A 19,266-nucleotide genomic window follows, 5' to 3' on the forward strand; every position below is an offset into this window, starting at 1 on the left:
AGTATAGAAACAGTTTCGCACTGGTTTCTCAGTGTTTCGAACCTACGCCGCTCTCGCGAGTGCGTCAAGTTACAGATGGGTAAAGTTCCGCGCCCACGCCTGCGTATACGGGTGTAGGGAGGCACCTGGGGCGGAATCTGTTTCGTAAACTGGTTAGACTGGCGGCTCCAGCGAAGACGAGGTGCAGCGATGAGCAGAACGGCCAATCCACGCGCGACGCTCGCGGCCGTGGCCGAGCGCGCGGGCGTGTCCAAGGCCACCGCGTCCAAAGTGCTCAACGGCCGCCCCGGGGTCTCCGACGAGACCAGGCGCCTGGTGCGCAAGGCGATCGAGGAGCTGGGCTACATGCCGAGCACCGGGCCGAGGGAGCCGCAGGGCAAGGGCTCGATCAACGTCGTGTTCGACCACATCCTCGACATGTACTCGCTGTACGTCCTCGACGGGGTGATCGAGGGGGCCGCCGCGTTCGACGTCGACGTGGTCACCGGGGTGGTCGCCACCGAGGAGACCCCGAACGCGCGCTCGATGGGCGAGGCCCGGATCAGGGACATCGCCGCGCGGGGCCACGTGGGGCTCATCGTGGTGACCTCCGAGCTCACCGGGGCCGAGATCGAGACCTGCGAGAGCCTCGGACTGCCGCTGGTCGTGATCGACCCGGTGAACCCGCTCGACGACCGCGTCACCAGCGTGGGCGCGACCAACTGGGCCGGGGGCGTGCAGGCCACCCGGCACCTCATCGACTTGGGGCACAGGCGGATCGGCTACATCGGGGGCCCGAACGGCTCGGTGTTCGGGCGCGAGCGCCTGCACGGCTACCGGGAGGCGCTGGAGGCCGCCGGGATCCACGCCGACTCGGCGCTGACCGCCACCGGCCACTACGACGCGGCCTCGGGCGGGGAGGCGGCCAGGGCGCTGCTGAGCCTGGACGAGCCGCCCACCGCGATCTTCGCGGCCAACGACACGATGGCCCTCGGGGTGCTGCGCGAGGCCCGCTCGCGTGGCCTGCGGGTGCCCGAGGACCTGAGCCTGGTGGGCTTCGACGACACCTACTCAGCGGCCTGGACCGACCCGCCGCTGACCACGGTCCGCCAACCGCTGCGCCAGATGGGCCGCGTCGCCGCGCGCACCGCACTCGAACTGGCCGAAGGCCGCGTGCCCGACTCGCACCACGTGCAGCTGGCCACGAGCCTGGTCATCAGGGAATCGACCGCGCCGCCGCGCTGACGCGCCCCCTCGGCGACCTAGTTGAACTATAGTTAGTTGAACTGTACTTCAACTTCTTGGGGACCCGATGGAGCTGCCGAAGCCGCCCGACATGTTCGACCGCGAGCGCGAGTGGTCGGCGCTCGGCCGCTTCGTGGGCAGCGGGCAGTCGAGCGCGACGCTGGGGGTCGTCTCCGGGCGGCGCCGTCAGGGCAAGACCTTCCTGCTCGAAGCGCTCAGCGAGGTGACCGGCGGTCTCTTCATCGCCGCCGAGCAGGCTTCCGAGGCCGAATCGCTGCGTTCGTTCGCCGCGGCGGTCGGCGCCTTCGCCCGGTCGCCGCTGCCGGTGGCGTTCGAGGACTGGCGGCAGGCGATCGACGCGCTGCTCGCGATCGGCGCGGACCGCGAGGTCTCGGTGGTCATCGACGAATTCCCCTACCTGGTCAGGGCCAGCCCGCAGCTGCCCTCGATCATCCAGGCCGCGCTCGCGCCGCGGCGGCCCGAGTTCACCTCCTCGCGGACGCGGCTGCTGCTGTGCGGCTCGGCGATGTCGTTCATGGGCGGGCTTCTGGCGGGCAATGCGCCGCTGCGGGGACGGGCGGGACTCGAACTGGTCGTCCCGACCCTCGACTACCGGCTCGCCGCCGACTTCTGGGGCATCGACGATCCACTGCTCGCGTTCAAGGTCAACTCGGTGGTCGGCGGCACGCCCGCCTACCGGCGGCAGTTCACCGCCGACGACGCGCCCGCCTCGCTCGGCGATTTCGACGCCTGGATGCTGCGGCATCCGCTGAATCCGGCCAGCCCTCTGTTCAGGGAGGCCCGCTATCTGCTGAGCGAGGAGTCCGACATCCGCGATCCGGGCCTGTACCACTCCGTTCTCGCCGCGGTGACCGCCGGCAACGCCACGACCGGCGGGATAGGCGGATTCGTGGGCCGCAAGGCGGGCGACGTCGCGCATCCGCTGCACGTGCTCGAAGACGCGGGCCTGCTGCGCCGCGAGACCGACGCGTTCCGCCAGAACCGCACCGTCTACCGGGTGAACGAGCCGCTCATCGCGTTCCACCAGGCGGTGCTGCGGCCGAGCTGGACCGATTGGGAGCGGGGCCGCGATCCTGAACGGCTCTGGGCCCGTGCGCAGCCGAGGTTCTCCAGCCAGGTGCTCGGCCCGCGCTTCGAGCAGGTCTGCCGCGAGTGGGCGCGGCACTTCGCCGAGGAGGAGGACTTCGGCGGTTTCGCCGACCGGGTCGCGAGCGGCACGGTCAACGATCCGGGGAACCGGACCGCCCACGAGGTCGACGTCGCGGTCTTCACCACCGGCGACGGGGGCGGCGAGCGGCTGCTCGCCATCGGCGAGGCCAAACTGAACGAGACGGTGGGACTGGCGCATCTCGAACGGCTCGAACACATCCGCGGTCTGCTGTCGCGGCGGTACGACACCAGCCGCACCAGATTGGCGCTGTTCAGCGGATCGGAGTTCGCACCTTCGTTGCGTTCCTTGCGACGCGAGGACGTGGTGCTGGTCGACCTGCCGCGGCTCTACGGACGGTAGGCGGTACCTCGAAAGGCCGCCGCGCTAGGCACGGCGAAGCCGCCGCCTGGGGATCGGGCGGCGGCTTCGTCCATTGGGGAGTTAGAAGGTGACGTACACGTCCACGTAGCGCGGGCGGTAGTTGTCGACCTCTTCGTAGAGGTCGTCGGGGACGAAGCTGTTCACGTTGTAGGTCACCAGGAGTCGGCCGTCGTCGCCGAGGTTCGGGTGGGCCTTGGCGTTGTAGGTGAACACGTTGCCGCCGGTCTCGGGGGTCGTGTACAGCTCGATCTTGCCGGTGTACGGGCCGGTCAGGTCGTCGGCGCGGTAGGCCACGATCTTGGCGCTGAGCGCTTCGGTCGCGTCACCGGTGACGAGCGTGAACTTGCCCTGGTAGCGGGTCACGCTGAACTCGTTGGAGACCCCTTCAAGGATGCGGGCCGACCCGTCGGGCCCTGCGTCCCACGAGCCGTCGGCGAAGTACTCCCACTCGCCGGTGGTGAGCGAACCCGAAGGGACGCGGGCGAGGTGGGCGTACTTGTCGGCCTGGTTGTCCTCGACGCCGAACACGTACGTGTAGCCGTCGGCCGGGTCCTCGTAGATCGCCGAGCCCCAGTTGACCTCGGATTCGGGCAGTTCGGTGACGCCGGTCAGGCTCATGTCGTCGGTGTCGAATGTGGCGACGGCGTTGCCGGTGAACTCGAAGTCGAACACGCCCGAGCCGGTCTTGACGAATTCGAGCAGCATCACTTGCAGCACATCGCCTTCGACGGTGCCGTCGCCGAACCAGTACCAGCGCTGGGTCTCGTCGGCCCCGGCGACCTTGACCAGGGACTCAGGCTCGGCCTCGGTGCCGCCGGTGATCGTGGTGAGGTCGCCGCCGTCGTCGACGATGATCGAGTTGTGCAGGAACGGCGACTCGATGGGGCGGCCGTGGTTCTCGTCGACCTCGCCCATGAAGGTGTCGGAGTACAGCCAGGCGACCGACCCGTCGGGGAGGTCGACGCTGTACGCGGAGTCGGCGCCGGTCCAGCGCCCGGCGGTGTCGCCGTAGGTGCCGAAGCGCTCGGTGAGTTCGGTGTTGACTTCGGCGTGTACGGAAGGGGCGCAACGCGATGCGTCGGCTGCGTGCGCGGCGGCCAGGGGTAGGGCGGCCACCGCGAGCCCGGTGAGGGCGGCTGCGGAGAGTGTGAGCGGTCGTGGCGTCATGATCTGCTCCTTTGCAGGTTCCGGGGCGGGGGGCCGCCCCTGGGTCTCGCCGGTTCAGGGGTTGAACGCGGTGAGGACTCGGTCGGCGAAGTGCTCGCCGATGAGACGCTGTGCGTCGGGGCCGGGGTGCAGGTTGTCGGGCAGCGGCATCGCCCGGGCGTCCTCGGCGCTGTAGAGGTCCAGGCCGCTCCGGTAGTGGAGGTTCTGGTCGCCTTCGGAGCGGCGTCGCTCCACGATGGATTCGATTGCGGCGCGGACGGTCTGGAGTGAGAGCTTCCCGGCGGCGACCTCGTCTTCGCTTCCGGCGCTGACGCTCCACTCGTAGTCCTTGGACGGGTCCTGAATGGTCGGACCGGTCGAGGTTTCTACTGGGGGGCAGTGGATCGGGGAGAGCAGCACGATCGGGGTGGCGGGGTGCCCGTCGCGGATCGTGTCGATGAAGCCTTCGACCGCGGGTTCGAACACCCTCATGCGCATGAGGTCGCCGCACACGATGTTGACGCCGATCTTGAGGCTGATGAGGTCGGCGGGGGTGTCGCGGATGGTCCTGGCGGTGAACTGGTCGAGGACCGCGTTGCCGGAGAAGGAGAGGTTCGTCAATCGCACACCGGATCGCCGCGCGGCCACGACGGGCCAGGTGCCGGTGGTGGTGTCGGCCCGGTAGCCGTGGCTGATGGAGCTGCCGTGGTGGACCCACCGGAGCGCGCCGGTCTCGGGGAGCGCGGCCACGGAGGCGTCGGCGCGAAGTTCGAGGAGTTCGACGTGGTCGTAGTAGGGGAGCCAGAGTTCGAGGTCGCGTTCGGCCCCAGTGGCGAGCCCGGTGAAGCGGACCGTGGCGTCCGGTCCCGGGACCACTTCGCCGCTGGGTTCCTCGAAGGTGAACACGTACCGGGAGCCGACCGGGACGGCGGCCGAGGCGGCGAGGTCGGGGCCTTCGGTGAGCTCGTAGACGCTGTCGGGCATGGGTTCCGACGCGTCGGCGGCCAGGCGCTGGGCCTGGACGTCGAGTTCGATCACGTCGGCGGCGGTGCGCAGCGCGAGGCGCACGCCGGTGCTCTCGGCGCTGACCTGGGTCATGAACGTGCCCGGCGGGATCTGCCGCCGGGCACGTTCGGTGAGCCGGTGCGGGACCAGGCCCCGCACGGACTGCTCGACCTCGACCGCGCCACGGATCATGGCACGTTCGATGTCGATGCGCTGCAATGTCATTGGGAGTCCACCACGGTGCCGTCGGCGTGGACGTCGACCACTCGATCGCCGATGCGCAGTCCCTTGAGGACCGCGTCGGGGTCGAGGGCCGCGATGCAGGCCTTCGCGGTGTCGAGGTCGGTCGAGCCGGTCTTGGGGTCGACCCCGAAGAACGACTCGATCACCAGGGCCACATACGCTCCGGCCGAGGAGCAGGCCCAGTCGATGATGTACGGCAGCTGCGGCGGGGCCTTGCGGGCGCCGCCCGCGACGGTGGGCATGGCCTCTTCGGTGAAGTGCGCCTGTCCGGGCGGGCCCTGGTTGGCCGAGCGGGCCAGGCCGGGGAGCCAGTCGAGGGCGACCTGCGGTGCGCCGAGGGCGACCAGGGCGCGGGCCGCGTCGGCGGGCCAGGCCGGGTACGCGCCGTTCCACTGGTGGTCGGGGCGGACCGAGAAGCTCGCGTCGGGGTCCCAAGGGGACAGTGAGCGCAGCCAGGTCTCGGTCTGGAGTTCGTCGCGGTAGAAGTCGACCATCTCGGCGCGGGTCTTGTCGTCGAGGTCGGCCGGAATCGTGGTGCCCACGACCGAGAAGTCGTAGACGTGGCGGACCGGGACGCGGGTGCCGTCCGGTTGGCGCGCGGCGAAATGGCCGGTGCCGGTCTCGTAGAGGTCGACCACTTCGCCGACCAGGTCGTCGGCTTCGGCGCGGAGCTTCGCGGCCTCGTCCTCGTCGCCGCGCGCGGCGAGGAGTTCGGCCGCGGTGCGCAGGTTCCACACGTTGGCGGCGTTGAGGCTGGCGACCTCGTGCGTGTAGGAGGAGACGCATTCGAGGAGGTTGTCGATCTCGCCGTAGTCGGCCAGCGGCGAGGAGCCGCGCAGCGCGTGCCAGGCGCGGGCCCATTCCCGCACGTGCTCGTGGACGGGCCGCCCGCCCGATTCGGTGTCGAGCAGGCCCTTGTCGCCGGTGAAGCGCACGTAGTCGTGGACGAGTCGGGTCATCGCGTAGTCGTTGACCGAGTACCAGCGGCCCACGGGCCCGCCGGTGAGCGAGGAGGTCCCGAAGTGGGTGTGGATGTCGGAGTCGATCCAGTGGCGCAGTTGGCGTTCCATGACCTCGGGGTCCAGGAGCGCGTGGGTGATCGAGGAGAGGCTGTAGTCCCAGATGAACGTGGTGGTGGCCCAGTAGTTCGGCATGAGCGTGTCGTAGCTGCGGCCCAGGACGTTGCCTTCGAACTCGCGGCGGAACCAGATCGTGCCGAGCACGCCCCACCAGTAGAGGCGACGCAGCGGCTCGGAGCTGGTCTCCAATGTGGGCAGATGCCCGGAGAACTCCTCGTTGCCGGGGGTGAACGCGGCGTCCAGCTGCGCGTCCCAGAAGTTCTCGGCGGCCCGGACGGTCCCGGGGACGTCGGCGGCGATCGCTTCGAAGGCCGCGGTGGCGGCCTCGCGGGTGGCGCCGACGGCGTGGACGTAGCCGAAGCGGGCACTCTGGCCGGGGGCCAGGTCGAGGGTCACGCCGATCTCCCCGCCGCGTTCAGCGCCGCCGATGCCGACTTCGTGCGCGCCGGTGGCGGGCGCGATCCCCGAGAGCCGCACGTCGGCCTCGCGGTCGACTCCCTGGACGCACCAGGCGGTCTGGGACCGGTTGGCGAACACGAGGCGGGCCTGGCCGGCTTCGACGGTGTTGCCTTCGGAGGGGGCGACCGCGTCCAGCCAGGCCTCGGTGGAGCGGGCGGCCCCGGCGGTGAGGGTGAGCGCCACCGGCACCGTCCGGGGGGACTCCCCGGTGTTGGTGACGCTCACCTCGATCGCCACGGCCGTCTGCCCTGGGGCGCATACGGTGTCGGTGACGAGGTCGAGCCCGGGGAGGGTCGCTTTGCGGCGGACCCGGTCGGGTCGCCACTCGTGGGTGATGGGCGCGCCGTAGGACTCCACGATGCGTCCGTCCACGAAGCACACCGCGGTCTGGGTGAGGCCCTGGGACACCGGCGGGAACGTCACGGCGCTGATCGCGGTCAGGTCGTGGTCGACCCGGGCGGTGCCGAGGAAGTTCGTCAGGCCGCTGGGCGCGATCATGTCGTCGTAGTGGTGCGTGACGGCGTCGGCCGCGAGGTCGTCGACCGTTGGGACGGTTCGCATGGGGACTCCTAATATTGCCCGAGCGCGAGGCCGCGGGCGAAGAACTTCTGCGTGAACAGGAACAGCACCACCGTGGGCAGCGACACGAGCAGGCCACCGGCGAGCACTGTGGACATTTGGGCGCCGCCGTAGGTGCTCTGCATCCCCGCGAGGGTGGTCACGATGGGCCGCACCGTGTCGGACTGGCTCAGGACCAGGCCCAGCAGGAAGTCGTTCCAGATGAACGTGGCCTGGAGGATGAAGATCGCGACCAGGGCGCTGGAGGCCATCGGCAGGTACACGCGGCGGAAGATCCGCCACGTGGTGGCGCCGTCGATCACCGCGGCCTCGAACACCGAGTGCGCGATCCCGGAGAAGAAGTTGCGCATCACGAACGCCGAGAACGGAATCGAGATGGCGGTGTAGACGGCGATCATGCCCGTGCGGGTGTCGAACAGGCCGGTGCGCGAGTAGGCGTCGAACAGCGGCAGCAGGATCATCTGGAGCGGGAACACGGTCCCGCCGAAGATCGCCACGAACCACGCGAAGCCGTGCTTGAGGCGCAGCGCCACGATCGCGAACCCGGCGCACGCGCCGACCACGACCGCGATCGCGGGGGAGACGATCGCGTACAGGAGCGTGGACGCGAGGCTGTCGGAGAGGCCCGAGAGGCTCATGGCCTCGGCGAAGTTCCCGAACAGGGAGAAGTCGGTGGGGACCCACGAGTCCTTGGTCGTGAACGTGGCCGGGTCCTTCGCGGCGTTGATGACCAGCAGGTAGACCGGGAGCAGCCAGAACAGGCCGAGGACGACCAGGACGGTGGTGCGGATGATGCGAGACATGTCAGACCCCGTGCTTGGCTGAGAGCTGCTGGCGCAGGTACAGGATGGAGGCCGCGAGCGTCACGATCGTGAGGAACACGGCGATCGCCGAGCCCAGGCCGTAGTCGGAGTTCACGAAGGTCTCCTTGTACATCGTCAGGGCGAGCGTCTCCGACTCCCGGCCCGGACCGCCCTTGGTCATGCCCTGGACGATGTCGAAGGTCTTGAGGGAGGCCACGATCGAGAGGCCGACCACGACCGCCGTCAGCGGGCGCAGCATCGGCCACAGGATCGACCGGAACAGCCGCAGGCCGTTCGCGCCGTCCATGCGGGCCGCTTCGAGCGGTTCGCGCGGGATCGACTGGAGGCCGATCGTGAACAGCAGGGCGTTGACGCCGACGCCCTGCCACGCGGTCGCGAGGATCATCACGACCGTGTTGAGCGGGGCGTCGACGAGCCACCTCGGGGTGTCGGCCACGCCGAAGGCCGCGAGGGCCTGGTCGAGCGCGCCGTCACCGCCGAGGATGAACGACCAGATCACGCCCACCCCGATCCCTGAGAGGGCGTACGGGATGAGGAACGGCAGGCGCAGCCACACGCCGCCGGGGAGCCGCCAGGTCAGCAGGGCGATGCCCAGGCCGATCCCGACGGGGACGAGGAGCGTGCCGAGGACCCACAGCAGCGTGTTGAGCACCGACCCGAGGAACTCGGGGTCGTCGAACATCTCCGCGTAGTTGGCCAGGCCGATCCACGCGGGGTCGCCCAGGCCGTTGTACTCGGTGAAGCTGAGGAACGTCGTCCACAGCAGCGGCAGGTAGAGCAGCACCGCCACCGCGATCACGCCGGGCGCGATGAACCCCAGCGCCGACTTGGCGTACGGGTCCTTGTCGGCCTTGCGGGCCCGCGCCGTGAGGGTCTTCTCGGACGTCATCTCGTCTTACCCCTGGTCTGCCCAGTACTTGTCCGCCTCGGCCTGGATCGCCTCCAGGAACGGGAGCGGGTCGCCCGGGTTGGCGTTGAACGCGCCGAACTGCTCCAGCGCGACGGTCAGGATCGGCGTGGGCGTGGCCTCGTAGTAGCGGTCGTAGCGCTCGTAGTCCTCGCCCGAGACCGTGGTGCCGAGCTCTTCGAGCATCGGGTCGGCCACGGTGGCCTGCGGGTTGAACGCCACGTCGCCGCGGGCCTCGCTCCAGGAGGTCTGCGCGTCGGGGGTCATCCACCACTTGGAGTACTCCAGGCCCAGCGTCTTCTGCGAGGAGTTCTCGGCCACGCACAGCGGGCCGGACTCGACCGCGACCGGAGTCTTCTCCAGGTCGGGGTTGACCGCGGGGATCACGAACATGTCGTAGTCCTCGCCCGAGACCATCCCGGCCCCGTCCAGCGAGCCGTTGAAGAACGACCCGAAGTTGATCATCGCGTAGTCGCCCTGCTTGAGGCCCACGGCCGGGTCGACGGTGCTGCCCGCGTCGGAGAACCAACCGGCCTCCTGCTGGTCGGCCCAGATCTGCATGATCTCGACGATCCGCGGGTCGGTGTAGGAGACCTCACCGGTCGCCAGCCCGTTGTACAGCTCGGGGTCGGTGCCGGCCACGAGCTGCTGGAACCACGGGAACGTGAACAGGGTGCTGGTCTGGTAGTACGGGGTGATCCCCGCGCTCTTCAGCTTCGCCGCCGCCGCGTCCAGCTCCTCCCAGGTCGTGGGCTCCTCGATGCCCTGGGCCGAGAAGATGCTCTTGTTGTAGTACATCACCCAGTAGGCGACGTTCATGGGAACGCAGTACTGCTTGCCGTCGAAGGTGTACGCCTCGCGCATGTCCTCGGCGATCCAGCCCTCGTCGACGGCCTGGTCCCAGATGTCGGTGGTCTCGGCGATCAGGCCCTCGTCCACGAGTTCCTTGAGGGAGGGACCGGTCTGCCACGTGAACAGGCCCGGGCTCTTCTGGGTGCGGAACGACTGGCGGATGAACGCGTCGTACTGCGCGGCGTCGGAGTAGCCGGTGGTGTTCAAGTCGATGTCCACGGCCGAGGAGCTGGAGGCGTTCAGCTCGTCGAAGTCGGGCTCCCACGCGGCCTTGTTCGTGTAGAAGTCGAGCGTGCCGCTCGTCGCGCCGTCGTCCTTCGCGCCGCCGCCGCACGAGGCGAGCAGCAGCACCGCCGAGGCGGCGGCCGCCACAGTGGCGGCGATCTTCCGTGTTCTCATTGCGAACTCCTTTGTTCTCAAGGGGTTGGATTGTCGTATATGTCAGGTCGTGCGCGTGCCGCGCACCGAGGCCTTCACGGTGCCGAACCGTTCGCTCTGCGAGCGCTCGGTGCGGCGGATCAGATAGGGGCCCACCGCGGCCGGGACGATGAACGTCTCGGCGTAGTGGACGGTGTACGGCGCGAACGCGCCCGTGGGGCTCACGATCTCGACTTCGTCGCCCTCGACCAGGTTGAGCACGTTCACGGTGCCCTCGGTGTCGTGCGCGACCTCGCGGGTGAACCAGTTGCGGCGCACCTCGATGAACTCCAGTTCGTGCAGGCCGGTGCGCTCCTCGACGTCCTCGCCGTCCCTGGAGAGCTCCTCGACCTGGCCGACCAGGTTCGCCTCGGTCCAGGCGGTGTCGCGCTCCCAGACCAGGTTCCGCTCGCCGTGGTCGAGGTGGACGGGCCGGGGGATGCCGTCCAGGCCCACACGGCCCCAGTCCCACAGCTTGAACGTGAAGATGAACGGGGTCGCCGAGATCTCCAGGACCATCGAGTTCGCGCCCGAGGAGTGCACGGTCCCGGCCGGGATGAGGAAGTGGTCGTGCTTCTTGGCGGGGAAGGCGTTCACGTACTTCTCGGCCTCGAACGCCGGGCCGCCCTCGGCCGCGGCGCGGAGGTCGGCCATCATCGCCTCGGAGTCGAGGTCGTCCTTGAACCCCAGGTAGACCACAGCGTCGTCGCCAGCGTCGAGCAGGTAGTACGACTCGTCCTGGGTGTAGTGCATCCCGAAGGTCTGCTGGATGTAGTCGGTGAGCGGGTGCACCTGGAGCGACAGGTTCCCGCCTTCCATCGTGTCGAGGAAGTCGAACCGGATCGGGAACTCCGCGCCGAACCTGGAATAGGTGCGCTCGCCGAGCAGGTTCTTGGGCTCGGAGAGCACCAGGTCCAGGGACGGGACCTCGACGACCGCGCCGTCCGCGTCCTCGAACAGCAGCGAGTTCTCCTCGGGCACGCAGTCGAAGCACCACGCGTAGTTCGGCTGCTCGGGCGGCAGGTCCAGCTTCTCCTTCATCCACTGGCCGCCCCACACCCCGGGGTCGAAGAACGGGACGACGCGCAGCGGGGCCTTCGCGGCGGCTTCGAGCCCGGCCCGGAACGCGTCCCCGGTGATCATCCCGGCCTCGCGGGAAGCCCCGGCCGCGCCGATCGCGTTGGCGTCCAGCACGAAGTCGACCCGGTCGAAGAAGGCCCGCTTGTGCCGGTCGGCCATGCGCCACTCGACGAAGAACCCCCGCTTGTACTTGCGCAGCCGGTCCTCGTCGGGGTTCTCGGCGCGCCAGTTGGTGGCCCCCTGGCGCTGGCGCAGCTGGATCTCCCAGCGGGCCATGTCGGCCAGGACCAGCGTGTACGGGCCCTCGGTGCGGCGCGCGGCGAGGTCGGCGCCCCAGCCGAGGAGCACGGTGGGCCGCTCGTCGGCGGCGAGGTCGGCCGCCAGAGCGTCGAGGCGGCCCGCGTCGTAGAAGGCGTCCACGTTCGCGTGGGAGAGGACCCCGAACACGCGGTCGTCGGTGAGGTTGTCGGCGATGAGCGCTTCGATCTCGCCGACGGTCTTGGCGGCGGCCGACTCGACGTCGAGGACGCGCCAGTCCGGCAGCGCGTCGGCGACCGCCTTGGCGATGAGCGGGAGGTCCGCGCCGGGGTAGGCGTCGACGACCAGGAGCGGGGCGGTGCCCTGCGCGCGGTCCTGGGCCTGGGCGGCGGCGCTGGTCCAGGCGCTGGCGCCGGTGAGCACGCGGGCGCCGGCGGGAAGCGGCACGGTGGGCTGCTTCTCGTAGCGTCCGATCGGTTCGGTGGACGGACTAGCGGTGGACACGTGCGCTCCTTTGTGAACGGTGGTCGGCGGCGAGCGCGGAGAGTCCGCGCAGGACCGAGAGGTCGGGTCGGTCGGGGATGACGAACGCGGGGCGGTGGGAGCTGGTCCACAGGTGGGCTTTGACGTGGGCCTCGATGGGTTCGGCGACGGCGGGGCCGGCGCGGAGGATGCCGCCGGAGAGGATCACGACGTCGGGGTCGTAGGCGTGGCAGAGGGCGACGGCACTCGCGCCCCAGGCGCGGACGGCGCGGTCGCGGAGGGCCGCGGCGGCGGTGTCGCCGTTCGCGGCGGCGGCGAGCATGTCCTTGACGTCGGTGACGGCGTCGCCGCGGGCGGCGAGGTCGCGGCGCAGGGCCCAGGCTCCGGCGATGGATTCGGCGCAGCCGATGTTGCCGCAGTTGCACAGCGGCCCTTCGAGGTCGACGGTGAGGTGGCCGCCGAGGATGCCCGCGTGGTCGTGCGCGCCGCGCAGGAGCACGCCGTCGATGATCGCGGCGGTGCCGATGCCGGTGCCGAGGGTCATGAGGACGGCGTCCTTGGCTCCGGCGGCCGATCCGGCGGCGGTCTCGCCGACGAGTGCGGCGCGGGCGTCGTTCTCGATCACGGCGGGCAGGTCGAAGGTCGCGCGGGCCCAGGCGACGAGGTCGAGGCCGGTGAGGGCGGGGTGCTTGTCGTGGGCTTTGACGAGGGTCCCGACCTCGCGGTCGACCACGCCGGGGACGGCGATGCCCGCGGCGGTGGGTTCGTCTGCGCCGATGAGTTCGGCGGCGGCGGCAGCGGCGCCCGCGAGGCCCGCGGCGGCGGGGACGGCGGCGGTGCGCAGGGGTTCGCCCTGGTCGAGGACGCCGAGTTTGATCTCGGAGCCGCCGAAGTCGATGCCGAGCTCCATCGCGCGCCTCCTGTCCGGGTCGAGATGATCTTGGGATTGGTAACGTTACCAACAAGTGGCGAGCGTAGCAACTCGGCTCCCGCCGCGACAAGTCCGCAGGTCAGCGGCGCGAACGGTACGGCGGGTGGAGCATTCGGCGAGGGCCGCGATACGCAGCGACCGAGACGGCGGCGGTGCGAGGCGGGCGGAGGTTCGGCGAGGGCGGCAGCGGCTGGGCCGTTCAGCGGCCTGTTTTCCAGGGGTACTCGATGGAGACGGGCAGTTCGACCGTGCGCGGCCCGCCCGCGGCCTCGGCGTCGTCCATCCGCGAGAACAAGAGCGAGGCGGCCTCGCGTCCGAGGTGGCGGGCGTCGTGGTCGATCACGGTGACCGGGACGGGCATGAGCTCGGAGAGTTCGAAGTCGTCGAAGCTGACGATCGCCGGGCGCGGCCCGGGCGCGCCATCCCGGATGCGCCGCCCGATCTCGCGGAGCGCACCGATCGTGTTGCGGTTGTTGGCGCTGAAGATCGCCGTCGGCGGGTCGGCCAGGTCGAGCATGGCGCGGGCCGCGACGCTCGCGGCGGCCACGTCCTGCTGGTCGCGGGCCACGATCACCGGGTCGACGTCGAGGCCGCGTTCGGTCATGGCCCGCTCGTAGCCGCGGTAGCGCCGCTCGCCGGTGAACACCGAGCTGCGGTTGCCGAGGAAACCGATCCGGGTGTGCCCGGCGTCCAGGAGCGAGACGGTGCCGCGGTGGGAGCCGCCCACGTCGTCGAGGAGCACGGTGTCGGCGTCGAGGCCGGGGACGCGCCGCGAGGCGAGCACCAGCGGGACCTCGCCGAGCCGCTCGGGCCGCAGGTGCGCGGCGTCGCCCGAGGTGGGGACCAGGATCAGGCCGTCGACCTGGCGGCCGATGAAGTCCGAGACGAGCTGGCGCTCCCTCGCGTCGTCCTCACCGGTGTTGCCCAGGAGGATCCTGCGGCCGTGTTCGGCGGCGACCTCTTCGACGCCGAGCGCGAACTGGCCGTAGTAGGGGTTGGCGAGGTTGGTGATCGCGACGCCGATGAGGCCGCTGGGCTGGCCCGGGCGCAGGCTCCGGGCGTTCTCGTTGCGGTAGTAGCCCAGTTCGCGGACGGCGGCCATGACGCGTTCTTGCACGTCGGGGCGCACGTTGGTGCCGCCCGCGAGCGTGCGCGACACGGTCATGGGGCTCACGCCCGCGAGGCTCGCGACCTCCTTGACCGTCGGCTGCCGCGCCCCCCGGGATGTCGACATGCCCGCCTCCTGTGCGTCGTGCGCCAATCCTATGCGAACCGTGAGCGACCGGTGGCCCGCCGGGAGCACGGTACCCCCTCGGCCGAGAACCGGTTCGGGCCCAGAAGGGGCGGTGTGTTGGACTTACGGTTCGGGAACGAAGAGAGAGTCTTTCGCCATGTCCACGCCAGATCCGAACATCCGCATCTCCAACGCCGAGCGCGAAGCCGTGATCGCCCGCCTCCACGCCGCGACCGAGCAGGGCCGGCTCGGCCTCCACGAGTTCGAGGAACGCTCGCGCGAGGCGTACGAGGCGAAGACGTACGCCGATGTCGAACGGCTCCTCGCCGACCTCCCCGACGACGACCGCGCCGTCGCGATCCCCAAGCGCCCCAAGGGACCCGTCGCCGACGAACTGGTGCTGGACCCGACGTACACCAAAGCCGAACGCAAAGGCGTGTGGACGGTGCCCTCGCGGATCGAGGTGAAACCCAAATACGGCCGGGTCCGCCTCGACTTCCGCCACGCCCGCTTCACCACCGACGACGTCGACCTCCACTTGGAACTCGAATACGCGCCGCTGCTCGTGATCCTCCCGAGGAACGCGACCGCGGTGGACGAGGGCGTGCGCCTCAACGGCGGCGGCGTCAAGATCAGCACCGGCAACGGAGGCGGCCCGACCCTCCACTTGACCGGCCGCACCGTGTTCGCCCGCGCCGTGATCCGCTACGAGCGGCGCTTCCTGTGGTGGCGCTGGTAAGCGATTGTCGGTGCCGGATGCGATGATCGAGGCCGCTGAGCGATGGGAGGCCGCATGACCGATCCGATCACCGAAGACCTGGTCCGGACGTTCGACGAGGTGGTGGACCGCCTGGTGGCCCGCTCGGCCGGGCTCGGGGTCGAGGAGTACCTGTGGGAGCCGGTCGAGGGGTGCATGACGGTGCGCCCGGTCGCGGGCGCATTCCGCGCCGACCCGCTGGGCCCCGACGACCCCGATCCGGCCCCGTTCACCACGATCGCGTGGCGCATGTGGCACATCGGGGCCGACTGCCTGCGCGGCTACCTGCGGTTCTTCGAGGGCGAAGCGCCCGACCCCGACCCGCTCGCCTGGCCGGGCACGCCCGACGCCGGAGTCCAGGCGCTCACCGCCGACTGGGCGCGGCTGCGGACCCGGTTCACCGGGCTCGGCGACGCGGGCCTGATGCGCCCGATGGGCGACCTCGGCGGCCACTTCGGGGCCGAGACCTACCTCAAGCTCGGCCTGCACGCGCTCGACGAGACCGCGCACCACGGCGCCGAGATCGGCGTCATCAGGGACCTCTACCGCCAGAACTTCGGCGAAACCCCGGCGTCGACCAAGACTTGACATTGACACTGTGTCAAGGTCTTGACTGGGTGTCGGAGGTGGTCCCCATGACCCAGGCGCACGCCATCGGCGCCCTGCACGCCCGCGACGCATCGGTGCGGCTCAAGGCCGCGCTCGCCGTCGGCACCGACCCCGACCCCGACGCGATCGACTCGCTCATCGAGCGGTGCGCGACCGAACCGGACTTCTACGTCAGGGACATGCTCACCTGGGCGCTCACCCGGCTGCCGAAGGAGATCACGGTCCCCGCACTGCTGCCCGAACTGCGGTCGCCCCGGCCGCAGGCCCGCAGCCAGGCCCTGCACACCCTCTCCAAGATCGGCGAGGCCAGCGCGTGGCCCGCGATCACCGTCGAACTCCTGCGCGACGAGGACCGCGAAGTCGCCCGCGCCGCCTGGCGCGCGGCCGTCGCGCTCGTCCCCGAAGACCAGGAGACCGCACTCGCGGCAGAGCTCGCCACGCAGCTCGGGAAGGGCGACATGGAGACCCAGCGCAGCCTCAGCCGGGCCCTCGCGGCCCTCGACGCGGCCGCCGTCCCGGTACTCGAAGCGGCGAAGGACAACCCTGAGACCGCCCCGCACGCCGCGGCGACACTGCTGATCATCGAGGACCCGGACGCGGACTTCACCTCGGCGATCGCCGACGCGAAACGCGTGTGGGCGCTCGGCGGAGCAGCGGCCTGATGCGTATCGGGGAGGTCGCGCGTCGGTCGGGGGTCAGCACCAGAATGCTCAGGCACTACGACAGCCTGGGCCTGGTGCGCCCGACCGGCCGCACCTCCACCGGCTACCGCGAGTACACCGACGCCGACATCCAGCGGATCTTCCACGTCGAGAGCCTGCGCACCCTCGGGCTCTCGCTCCGCCAAGTCGGCGAAGCGCTCGACGACCCCGCATTCGCCCCCGCGACGCTCATCGCCGACCTCATCGCCGACGCCGAGGAACGCCTACGGCGCGAGAAGGAACTGCTCAAACGCCTCCGCGCGGTCGACGCCTCGGCCCCGACCGGGTGGGAAGCGGTCCTGCGCATCACCGAACTCCTCCACGGCCTCGCCTCCCCAAGCGCCGCAAGAAGACAGCAGGCGATCCTCGCCCCCGAGGCCGAACTCCCGGCCGACACCTTGGCCGAAGCGGCCCTGACCGAATCCGATCTCAACGTCGCCGGAGCCCTGCGCTGGGCCCTGGCCAGATCCGGCCAGGGAGCGGCGAAGCTCGCACCGGCGTTGGCCTCAAAGGACGCAAAGGTGCGCCGCAGCGCGGTGCTCGCCTTGGCCAAGATCGACGACGAGGCATCGACCGACCTGCTCACCGCAGCACTGGACGACGCAGACGATGCGGTCCGCAGGCACACGGCACTCGCCTTGGGGGCGAGGGGAAAGACCGAAGCGGTGCCGATGCTGATGCGCATGGTCACCGAAGGCACCAATGATGTCGACGCGGCAGAACGCCTCGCCCAGATCGCACAGGACGAAAAAAGCGGCGAACGAATCCGAGCAGCACTGATCGCGGCAATGAACACCACAGTAGACATCGAAGTGCGGTCAAGACTGGTGCAGGCGGCGGCCGAAATGCCACCGGACATCGCACTCGACGTGCTCGAACACTTCAAGGACGACGAAAACGAAACGATAGCCCGAACAGCACAAGCGCTGGCGGCGATCATCGAGAACCGTTGAGCAGCAGGGCCTTTCAGCTGGTCCGCTCGTCGGCCTCGAACAGTGCCCGCCAGTGCGCGGCCTTCGGGTGGTCCGGTTCGGCTTCCAACGCGTGGGCGGCCTCTTCGAACAAGGCGTGCAGGCGCTCGTCCAGTGCGTCGAGCGACTCCGCGGTTCCCGCGTCCGAGATCGCTTGGCGCGCTTCGGCTGCGATCCCCTCGACCGAGTGGACGAAGCCGCCCGCGCGGTAGCGCACCTCGACGTGCCCGGCGTCGGCGAGGCGCTTCACCGCGAACGCGAACTCCTGGCCCGACCAGTCCTCGGCCACGGCGAAACCCGACTGCGCCAACGTGAACGGTCCCGCCTGGTCGAACGTCGCGACGAGTTCGCGCAGCAGCGGCAGGTCGGCCGGGTTCAGGCGGGAAGGCTCAGGACTGTGCATCCTCCAGTTCTACGCCCGTTCCCTCCTGACTGAACGGCCCCGCACACCTCATCCGTACAGACCCGACCCACCCTTCCCACCGGACCCCAAGGCGCCCAAACGGTCACGAATCACTCCAGCGCCGAAGCGATCGCGTCCAGTCCCGCCTCGCGCGAACCCTTCACCAGCACCACGTCCCCGCCGCGAAGCCGCTCGCCGAGCCACTGCGCCGCCGCCGCGTTCGAATCCACGACCACGGCCTTCGCCCCCGCGCCCTCGGCGATCGGACGCGCCCCAGCACCGACCGCGACCACCACGTCCGCCCGCCGGGCCGCATACGCGCCCATCACCCGATGCTCCTGGGCCGCATCGTCACCGAGCTCGGCCATCTCCCCGAGCACCGCGATGCGACGCTCACCTGCGATGGCCGCCAACGAATCCAACGCCGCCCGGCCCGAATCCGGATTGGCGTTGTACGAATCGTCCACCAGCGTCGCCCCGCACGCCAGATCGCGAAGCTCCATGCGCCACTTCGACAACGACGCCCGCGACAGCGCCCTCGCGGCCACTTCGAGCGGCACCCCGACGGCCAGGCCCACCGCCGCGGCGGCCGCCGCGTTTCCCGCGAGATGGGCCCCCACATGCGGCAGCGACAGCCGGATCTCGGCGTCGGCGGTCCGCAGTGTGAAACTGGGCCGGCTCAACCGGTCCAAGGTCACGTTGACCACCCGCACATCGGCGCTCTCGTCCAACCCGTAGGTCAGCACCGGCCCGTCGGTGAGGTCCCGCATCGCCGCCACCCGCGGGTCGTCGGCGTTGAGCACCGCCGTCCCGCCCGGCGCGAGTCCTTGCACCAGTTCGCCTTTCGCGGCCGCGATAGCCTCCCGCGTCCCGAAATAGCTCATATGCGCCTGCCCCACATTGAGCACCACGCCCACATCTGGGGCGGCCAGACGCGCCAGCGCCGCGATGTCGCCCACCCGCCGGGCGCCCATCTCCAAGGCCAGGAACCGCGTGGTCGCGTCGGCGCGCAGCATCGTGATCGGCACGCCCAGTTCGTTGTTCCGCGACCCGGCGGTCGCGACCGTGGGGGCCGCACTGGCGAGCACGGCCGCGATGAGGTCCTTGGTGCCGGTCTTGCCTTGCGAGCCGGTCACGCCCACGACGCGCACGTCGTCGCGGATCAGGTCGAGGACGTGCGCGGCGAGCGCCTGCAACGCGGCCTCGGCGTCGCGGGCGACGACCGTGGGCAGTGCGGTGGGCCGCGAGCCGAGCACGGCGACCGCTCCGGAGGCTCCGGCCTGTTCCGCGAAGTCGTGGCCGTCGACCTGCTCGCCGGGGAAGGCCACGAAGAGCCCGCCGGGTTCGGCCTGGCGGCCGTCGAGGACGGCGGGGGCGGTCACGGTCACGTCGTCGCCTTTGGCCGTGCCGTCCACGATGGCGGCGATGTCGGAGATGCTGAGCGGGATCATGACGCGCCTGCGGCGGTGTGGTTGCAGTCCATGGGGTCAGCCAAGGCCGGGCGATGTTGCCGGAGCGTATGGAAAAACGCATACGCTCCGGCAACACGCCC

The 19,266-nt window shown here is 70.3% G+C and carries 17 protein-coding genes; 6 read left to right on the forward strand and 11 right to left on the reverse strand.

Annotated features, from left to right (window positions below; all coding sequences use genetic code 11):
- Positions 1-189: 189 nt before the first annotated feature.
- Complete coding sequence (locus tag AB0B28_RS04700; protein WP_360116481.1) at positions 190-1,224, forward strand: LacI family DNA-binding transcriptional regulator; 1,035 nt, start codon at positions 190-192, stop codon at positions 1,222-1,224.
- Between the two features lie 73 nt (positions 1,225-1,297).
- Positions 1,298-2,755, forward strand: a complete 1,458-nt coding sequence (locus AB0B28_RS04705; protein WP_360116934.1) for an ATP-binding protein — start codon at positions 1,298-1,300, stop codon at positions 2,753-2,755.
- An 81-nt stretch (positions 2,756-2,836) separates the two neighbouring features.
- On the opposite strand, the gene AB0B28_RS04710 is transcribed toward AB0B28_RS04705, so the two are convergent.
- The 9 genes from AB0B28_RS04710 to AB0B28_RS04750 form a co-directional block, all read right to left on the reverse strand.
- Entirely contained in the window at positions 2,837-3,943 is a 1,107-nt protein-coding gene (locus AB0B28_RS04710; protein WP_360116484.1) for a DUF4185 domain-containing protein, read from the reverse strand.
- A gap of 54 nt (positions 3,944-3,997) precedes the next feature.
- Positions 3,998-5,152, reverse strand: a complete 1,155-nt coding sequence (locus tag AB0B28_RS04715) for an SGNH/GDSL hydrolase family protein (RefSeq protein ID WP_360116487.1) — start codon at positions 5,150-5,152, stop codon at positions 3,998-4,000.
- Positions 5,149-7,269: a hypothetical protein gene (locus AB0B28_RS04720; RefSeq protein WP_360116490.1), complete on the reverse strand. Its 2,121-nt coding sequence runs from the start codon at positions 7,267-7,269 to the stop codon at positions 5,149-5,151. Before AB0B28_RS04720 ends, AB0B28_RS04715 begins: the two co-directional genes overlap by 4 nt.
- Before the next feature lie 8 nt (positions 7,270-7,277).
- Positions 7,278-8,090, reverse strand: a complete 813-nt coding sequence (locus AB0B28_RS04725; protein ID WP_360116493.1) for a carbohydrate ABC transporter permease — start codon at positions 8,088-8,090, stop codon at positions 7,278-7,280.
- Position 8,091: 1 nt separating this feature from the next.
- Positions 8,092-9,000 carry a sugar ABC transporter permease gene (locus AB0B28_RS04730; RefSeq protein ID WP_360116496.1) on the reverse strand — a complete coding sequence of 303 codons (909 nt, stop codon included), beginning with the start codon at positions 8,998-9,000 and terminating at the stop codon, positions 8,092-8,094.
- Positions 9,001-9,006: 6 nt separating this feature from the next.
- The gene (locus tag AB0B28_RS04735; protein ID WP_360116499.1) at positions 9,007-10,269 is read right to left on the reverse strand and encodes an extracellular solute-binding protein; all 1,263 of its coding nucleotides are present in this window, start codon (positions 10,267-10,269) and stop codon (positions 9,007-9,009) included.
- A gap of 42 nt (positions 10,270-10,311) precedes the next feature.
- A complete protein-coding gene (locus AB0B28_RS04740; protein ID WP_360116502.1) occupies positions 10,312-12,129 on the reverse strand; it encodes a class I mannose-6-phosphate isomerase in 1,818 nt (605 codons plus the stop codon).
- Positions 12,116-13,018, reverse strand: a complete 903-nt coding sequence (locus AB0B28_RS04745) for an ROK family protein (RefSeq protein ID WP_360116505.1) — start codon at positions 13,016-13,018, stop codon at positions 12,116-12,118. Before AB0B28_RS04745 ends, AB0B28_RS04740 begins: the two co-directional genes overlap by 14 nt.
- Before the next feature lie 220 nt (positions 13,019-13,238).
- Positions 13,239-14,273 (reverse strand): LacI family DNA-binding transcriptional regulator, encoded by a 1,035-nt coding sequence (locus tag AB0B28_RS04750; protein WP_360116508.1) that lies wholly within the window; start codon positions 14,271-14,273, stop codon positions 13,239-13,241.
- 157 nt (positions 14,274-14,430) lie between these two features.
- On the opposite strand from AB0B28_RS04750, the gene AB0B28_RS04755 reads away from it, so the two are divergent.
- The 4 genes from AB0B28_RS04755 to AB0B28_RS04770 are packed head-to-tail and all read left to right on the forward strand — an operon-like array spanning position 14,431 to position 17,293.
- The gene (locus tag AB0B28_RS04755; protein WP_360116511.1) at positions 14,431-15,012 is read left to right on the forward strand and encodes a DUF1707 domain-containing protein; all 582 of its coding nucleotides are present in this window, start codon (positions 14,431-14,433) and stop codon (positions 15,010-15,012) included.
- A 54-nt stretch (positions 15,013-15,066) separates the two neighbouring features.
- Positions 15,067-15,618 (forward strand): DinB family protein, encoded by a 552-nt coding sequence (locus AB0B28_RS04760; RefSeq protein WP_360116514.1) that lies wholly within the window; start codon positions 15,067-15,069, stop codon positions 15,616-15,618.
- A 47-nt stretch (positions 15,619-15,665) separates the two neighbouring features.
- Positions 15,666-16,301 carry a HEAT repeat domain-containing protein gene (locus AB0B28_RS04765; protein WP_360116517.1) on the forward strand — a complete coding sequence of 212 codons (636 nt, stop codon included), beginning with the start codon at positions 15,666-15,668 and terminating at the stop codon, positions 16,299-16,301.
- Positions 16,301-17,293, forward strand: a complete 993-nt coding sequence (locus AB0B28_RS04770) for a MerR family transcriptional regulator (protein ID WP_360116520.1) — start codon at positions 16,301-16,303, stop codon at positions 17,291-17,293. Before AB0B28_RS04765 ends, AB0B28_RS04770 begins: the two co-directional genes overlap by 1 nt.
- A 13-nt stretch (positions 17,294-17,306) precedes the next feature.
- Here AB0B28_RS04770 and AB0B28_RS04775 read toward each other — a convergent pair whose 3' ends face one another.
- Complete coding sequence (locus AB0B28_RS04775; RefSeq protein ID WP_360116523.1) at positions 17,307-17,714, reverse strand: hypothetical protein; 408 nt, start codon at positions 17,712-17,714, stop codon at positions 17,307-17,309.
- Positions 17,715-17,824: 110 nt separating this feature from the next.
- Positions 17,825-19,165, reverse strand: coding sequence for a UDP-N-acetylmuramoyl-tripeptide--D-alanyl-D-alanine ligase (gene murF / locus AB0B28_RS04780; RefSeq protein ID WP_360116526.1), 1,341 nt, complete (start codon positions 19,163-19,165; stop codon positions 17,825-17,827).
- Positions 19,166-19,266: the final 101 nt, after the last annotated feature.

The organism is Glycomyces sp. NPDC046736 (genome assembly GCF_040645615.1).
Lineage (GTDB): Bacteria > Actinomycetota > Actinomycetes > Mycobacteriales > Micromonosporaceae > Glycomyces.

Coding starts and splice junctions, on each gene's coding strand:
- AB0B28_RS04700 (WP_360116481.1), top strand. CDS start 190: ATGAGCAGAACGGCCAATCCACGCGCGACGCTCGCGGCCGTGGCCGAG.
- AB0B28_RS04710 (WP_360116484.1), bottom strand. CDS start 3,943: ATGACGCCACGACCGCTCACACTCTCCGCAGCCGCCCTCACCGGGCTC.
- AB0B28_RS04715 (WP_360116487.1), bottom strand. CDS start 5,152: ATGACATTGCAGCGCATCGACATCGAACGTGCCATGATCCGTGGCGCG.
- AB0B28_RS04720 (WP_360116490.1), bottom strand. CDS start 7,269: ATGCGAACCGTCCCAACGGTCGACGACCTCGCGGCCGACGCCGTCACG.
- AB0B28_RS04725 (WP_360116493.1), bottom strand. CDS start 8,090: ATGTCTCGCATCATCCGCACCACCGTCCTGGTCGTCCTCGGCCTGTTC.
- AB0B28_RS04730 (WP_360116496.1), bottom strand. CDS start 9,000: ATGACGTCCGAGAAGACCCTCACGGCGCGGGCCCGCAAGGCCGACAAG.
- AB0B28_RS04735 (WP_360116499.1), bottom strand. CDS start 10,269: ATGAGAACACGGAAGATCGCCGCCACTGTGGCGGCCGCCGCCTCGGCG.
- AB0B28_RS04745 (WP_360116505.1), bottom strand. CDS start 13,018: ATGGAGCTCGGCATCGACTTCGGCGGCTCCGAGATCAAACTCGGCGTC.
- AB0B28_RS04750 (WP_360116508.1), bottom strand. CDS start 14,273: ATGTCGACATCCCGGGGGGCGCGGCAGCCGACGGTCAAGGAGGTCGCG.
- AB0B28_RS04755 (WP_360116511.1), top strand. CDS start 14,431: ATGTCCACGCCAGATCCGAACATCCGCATCTCCAACGCCGAGCGCGAA.
- AB0B28_RS04760 (WP_360116514.1), top strand. CDS start 15,067: ATGACCGATCCGATCACCGAAGACCTGGTCCGGACGTTCGACGAGGTG.
- AB0B28_RS04765 (WP_360116517.1), top strand. CDS start 15,666: ATGACCCAGGCGCACGCCATCGGCGCCCTGCACGCCCGCGACGCATCG.
- AB0B28_RS04770 (WP_360116520.1), top strand. CDS start 16,301: ATGCGTATCGGGGAGGTCGCGCGTCGGTCGGGGGTCAGCACCAGAATG.
- AB0B28_RS04775 (WP_360116523.1), bottom strand. CDS start 17,714: ATGCACAGTCCTGAGCCTTCCCGCCTGAACCCGGCCGACCTGCCGCTG.
- murF (WP_360116526.1), bottom strand. CDS start 19,165: ATGATCCCGCTCAGCATCTCCGACATCGCCGCCATCGTGGACGGCACG.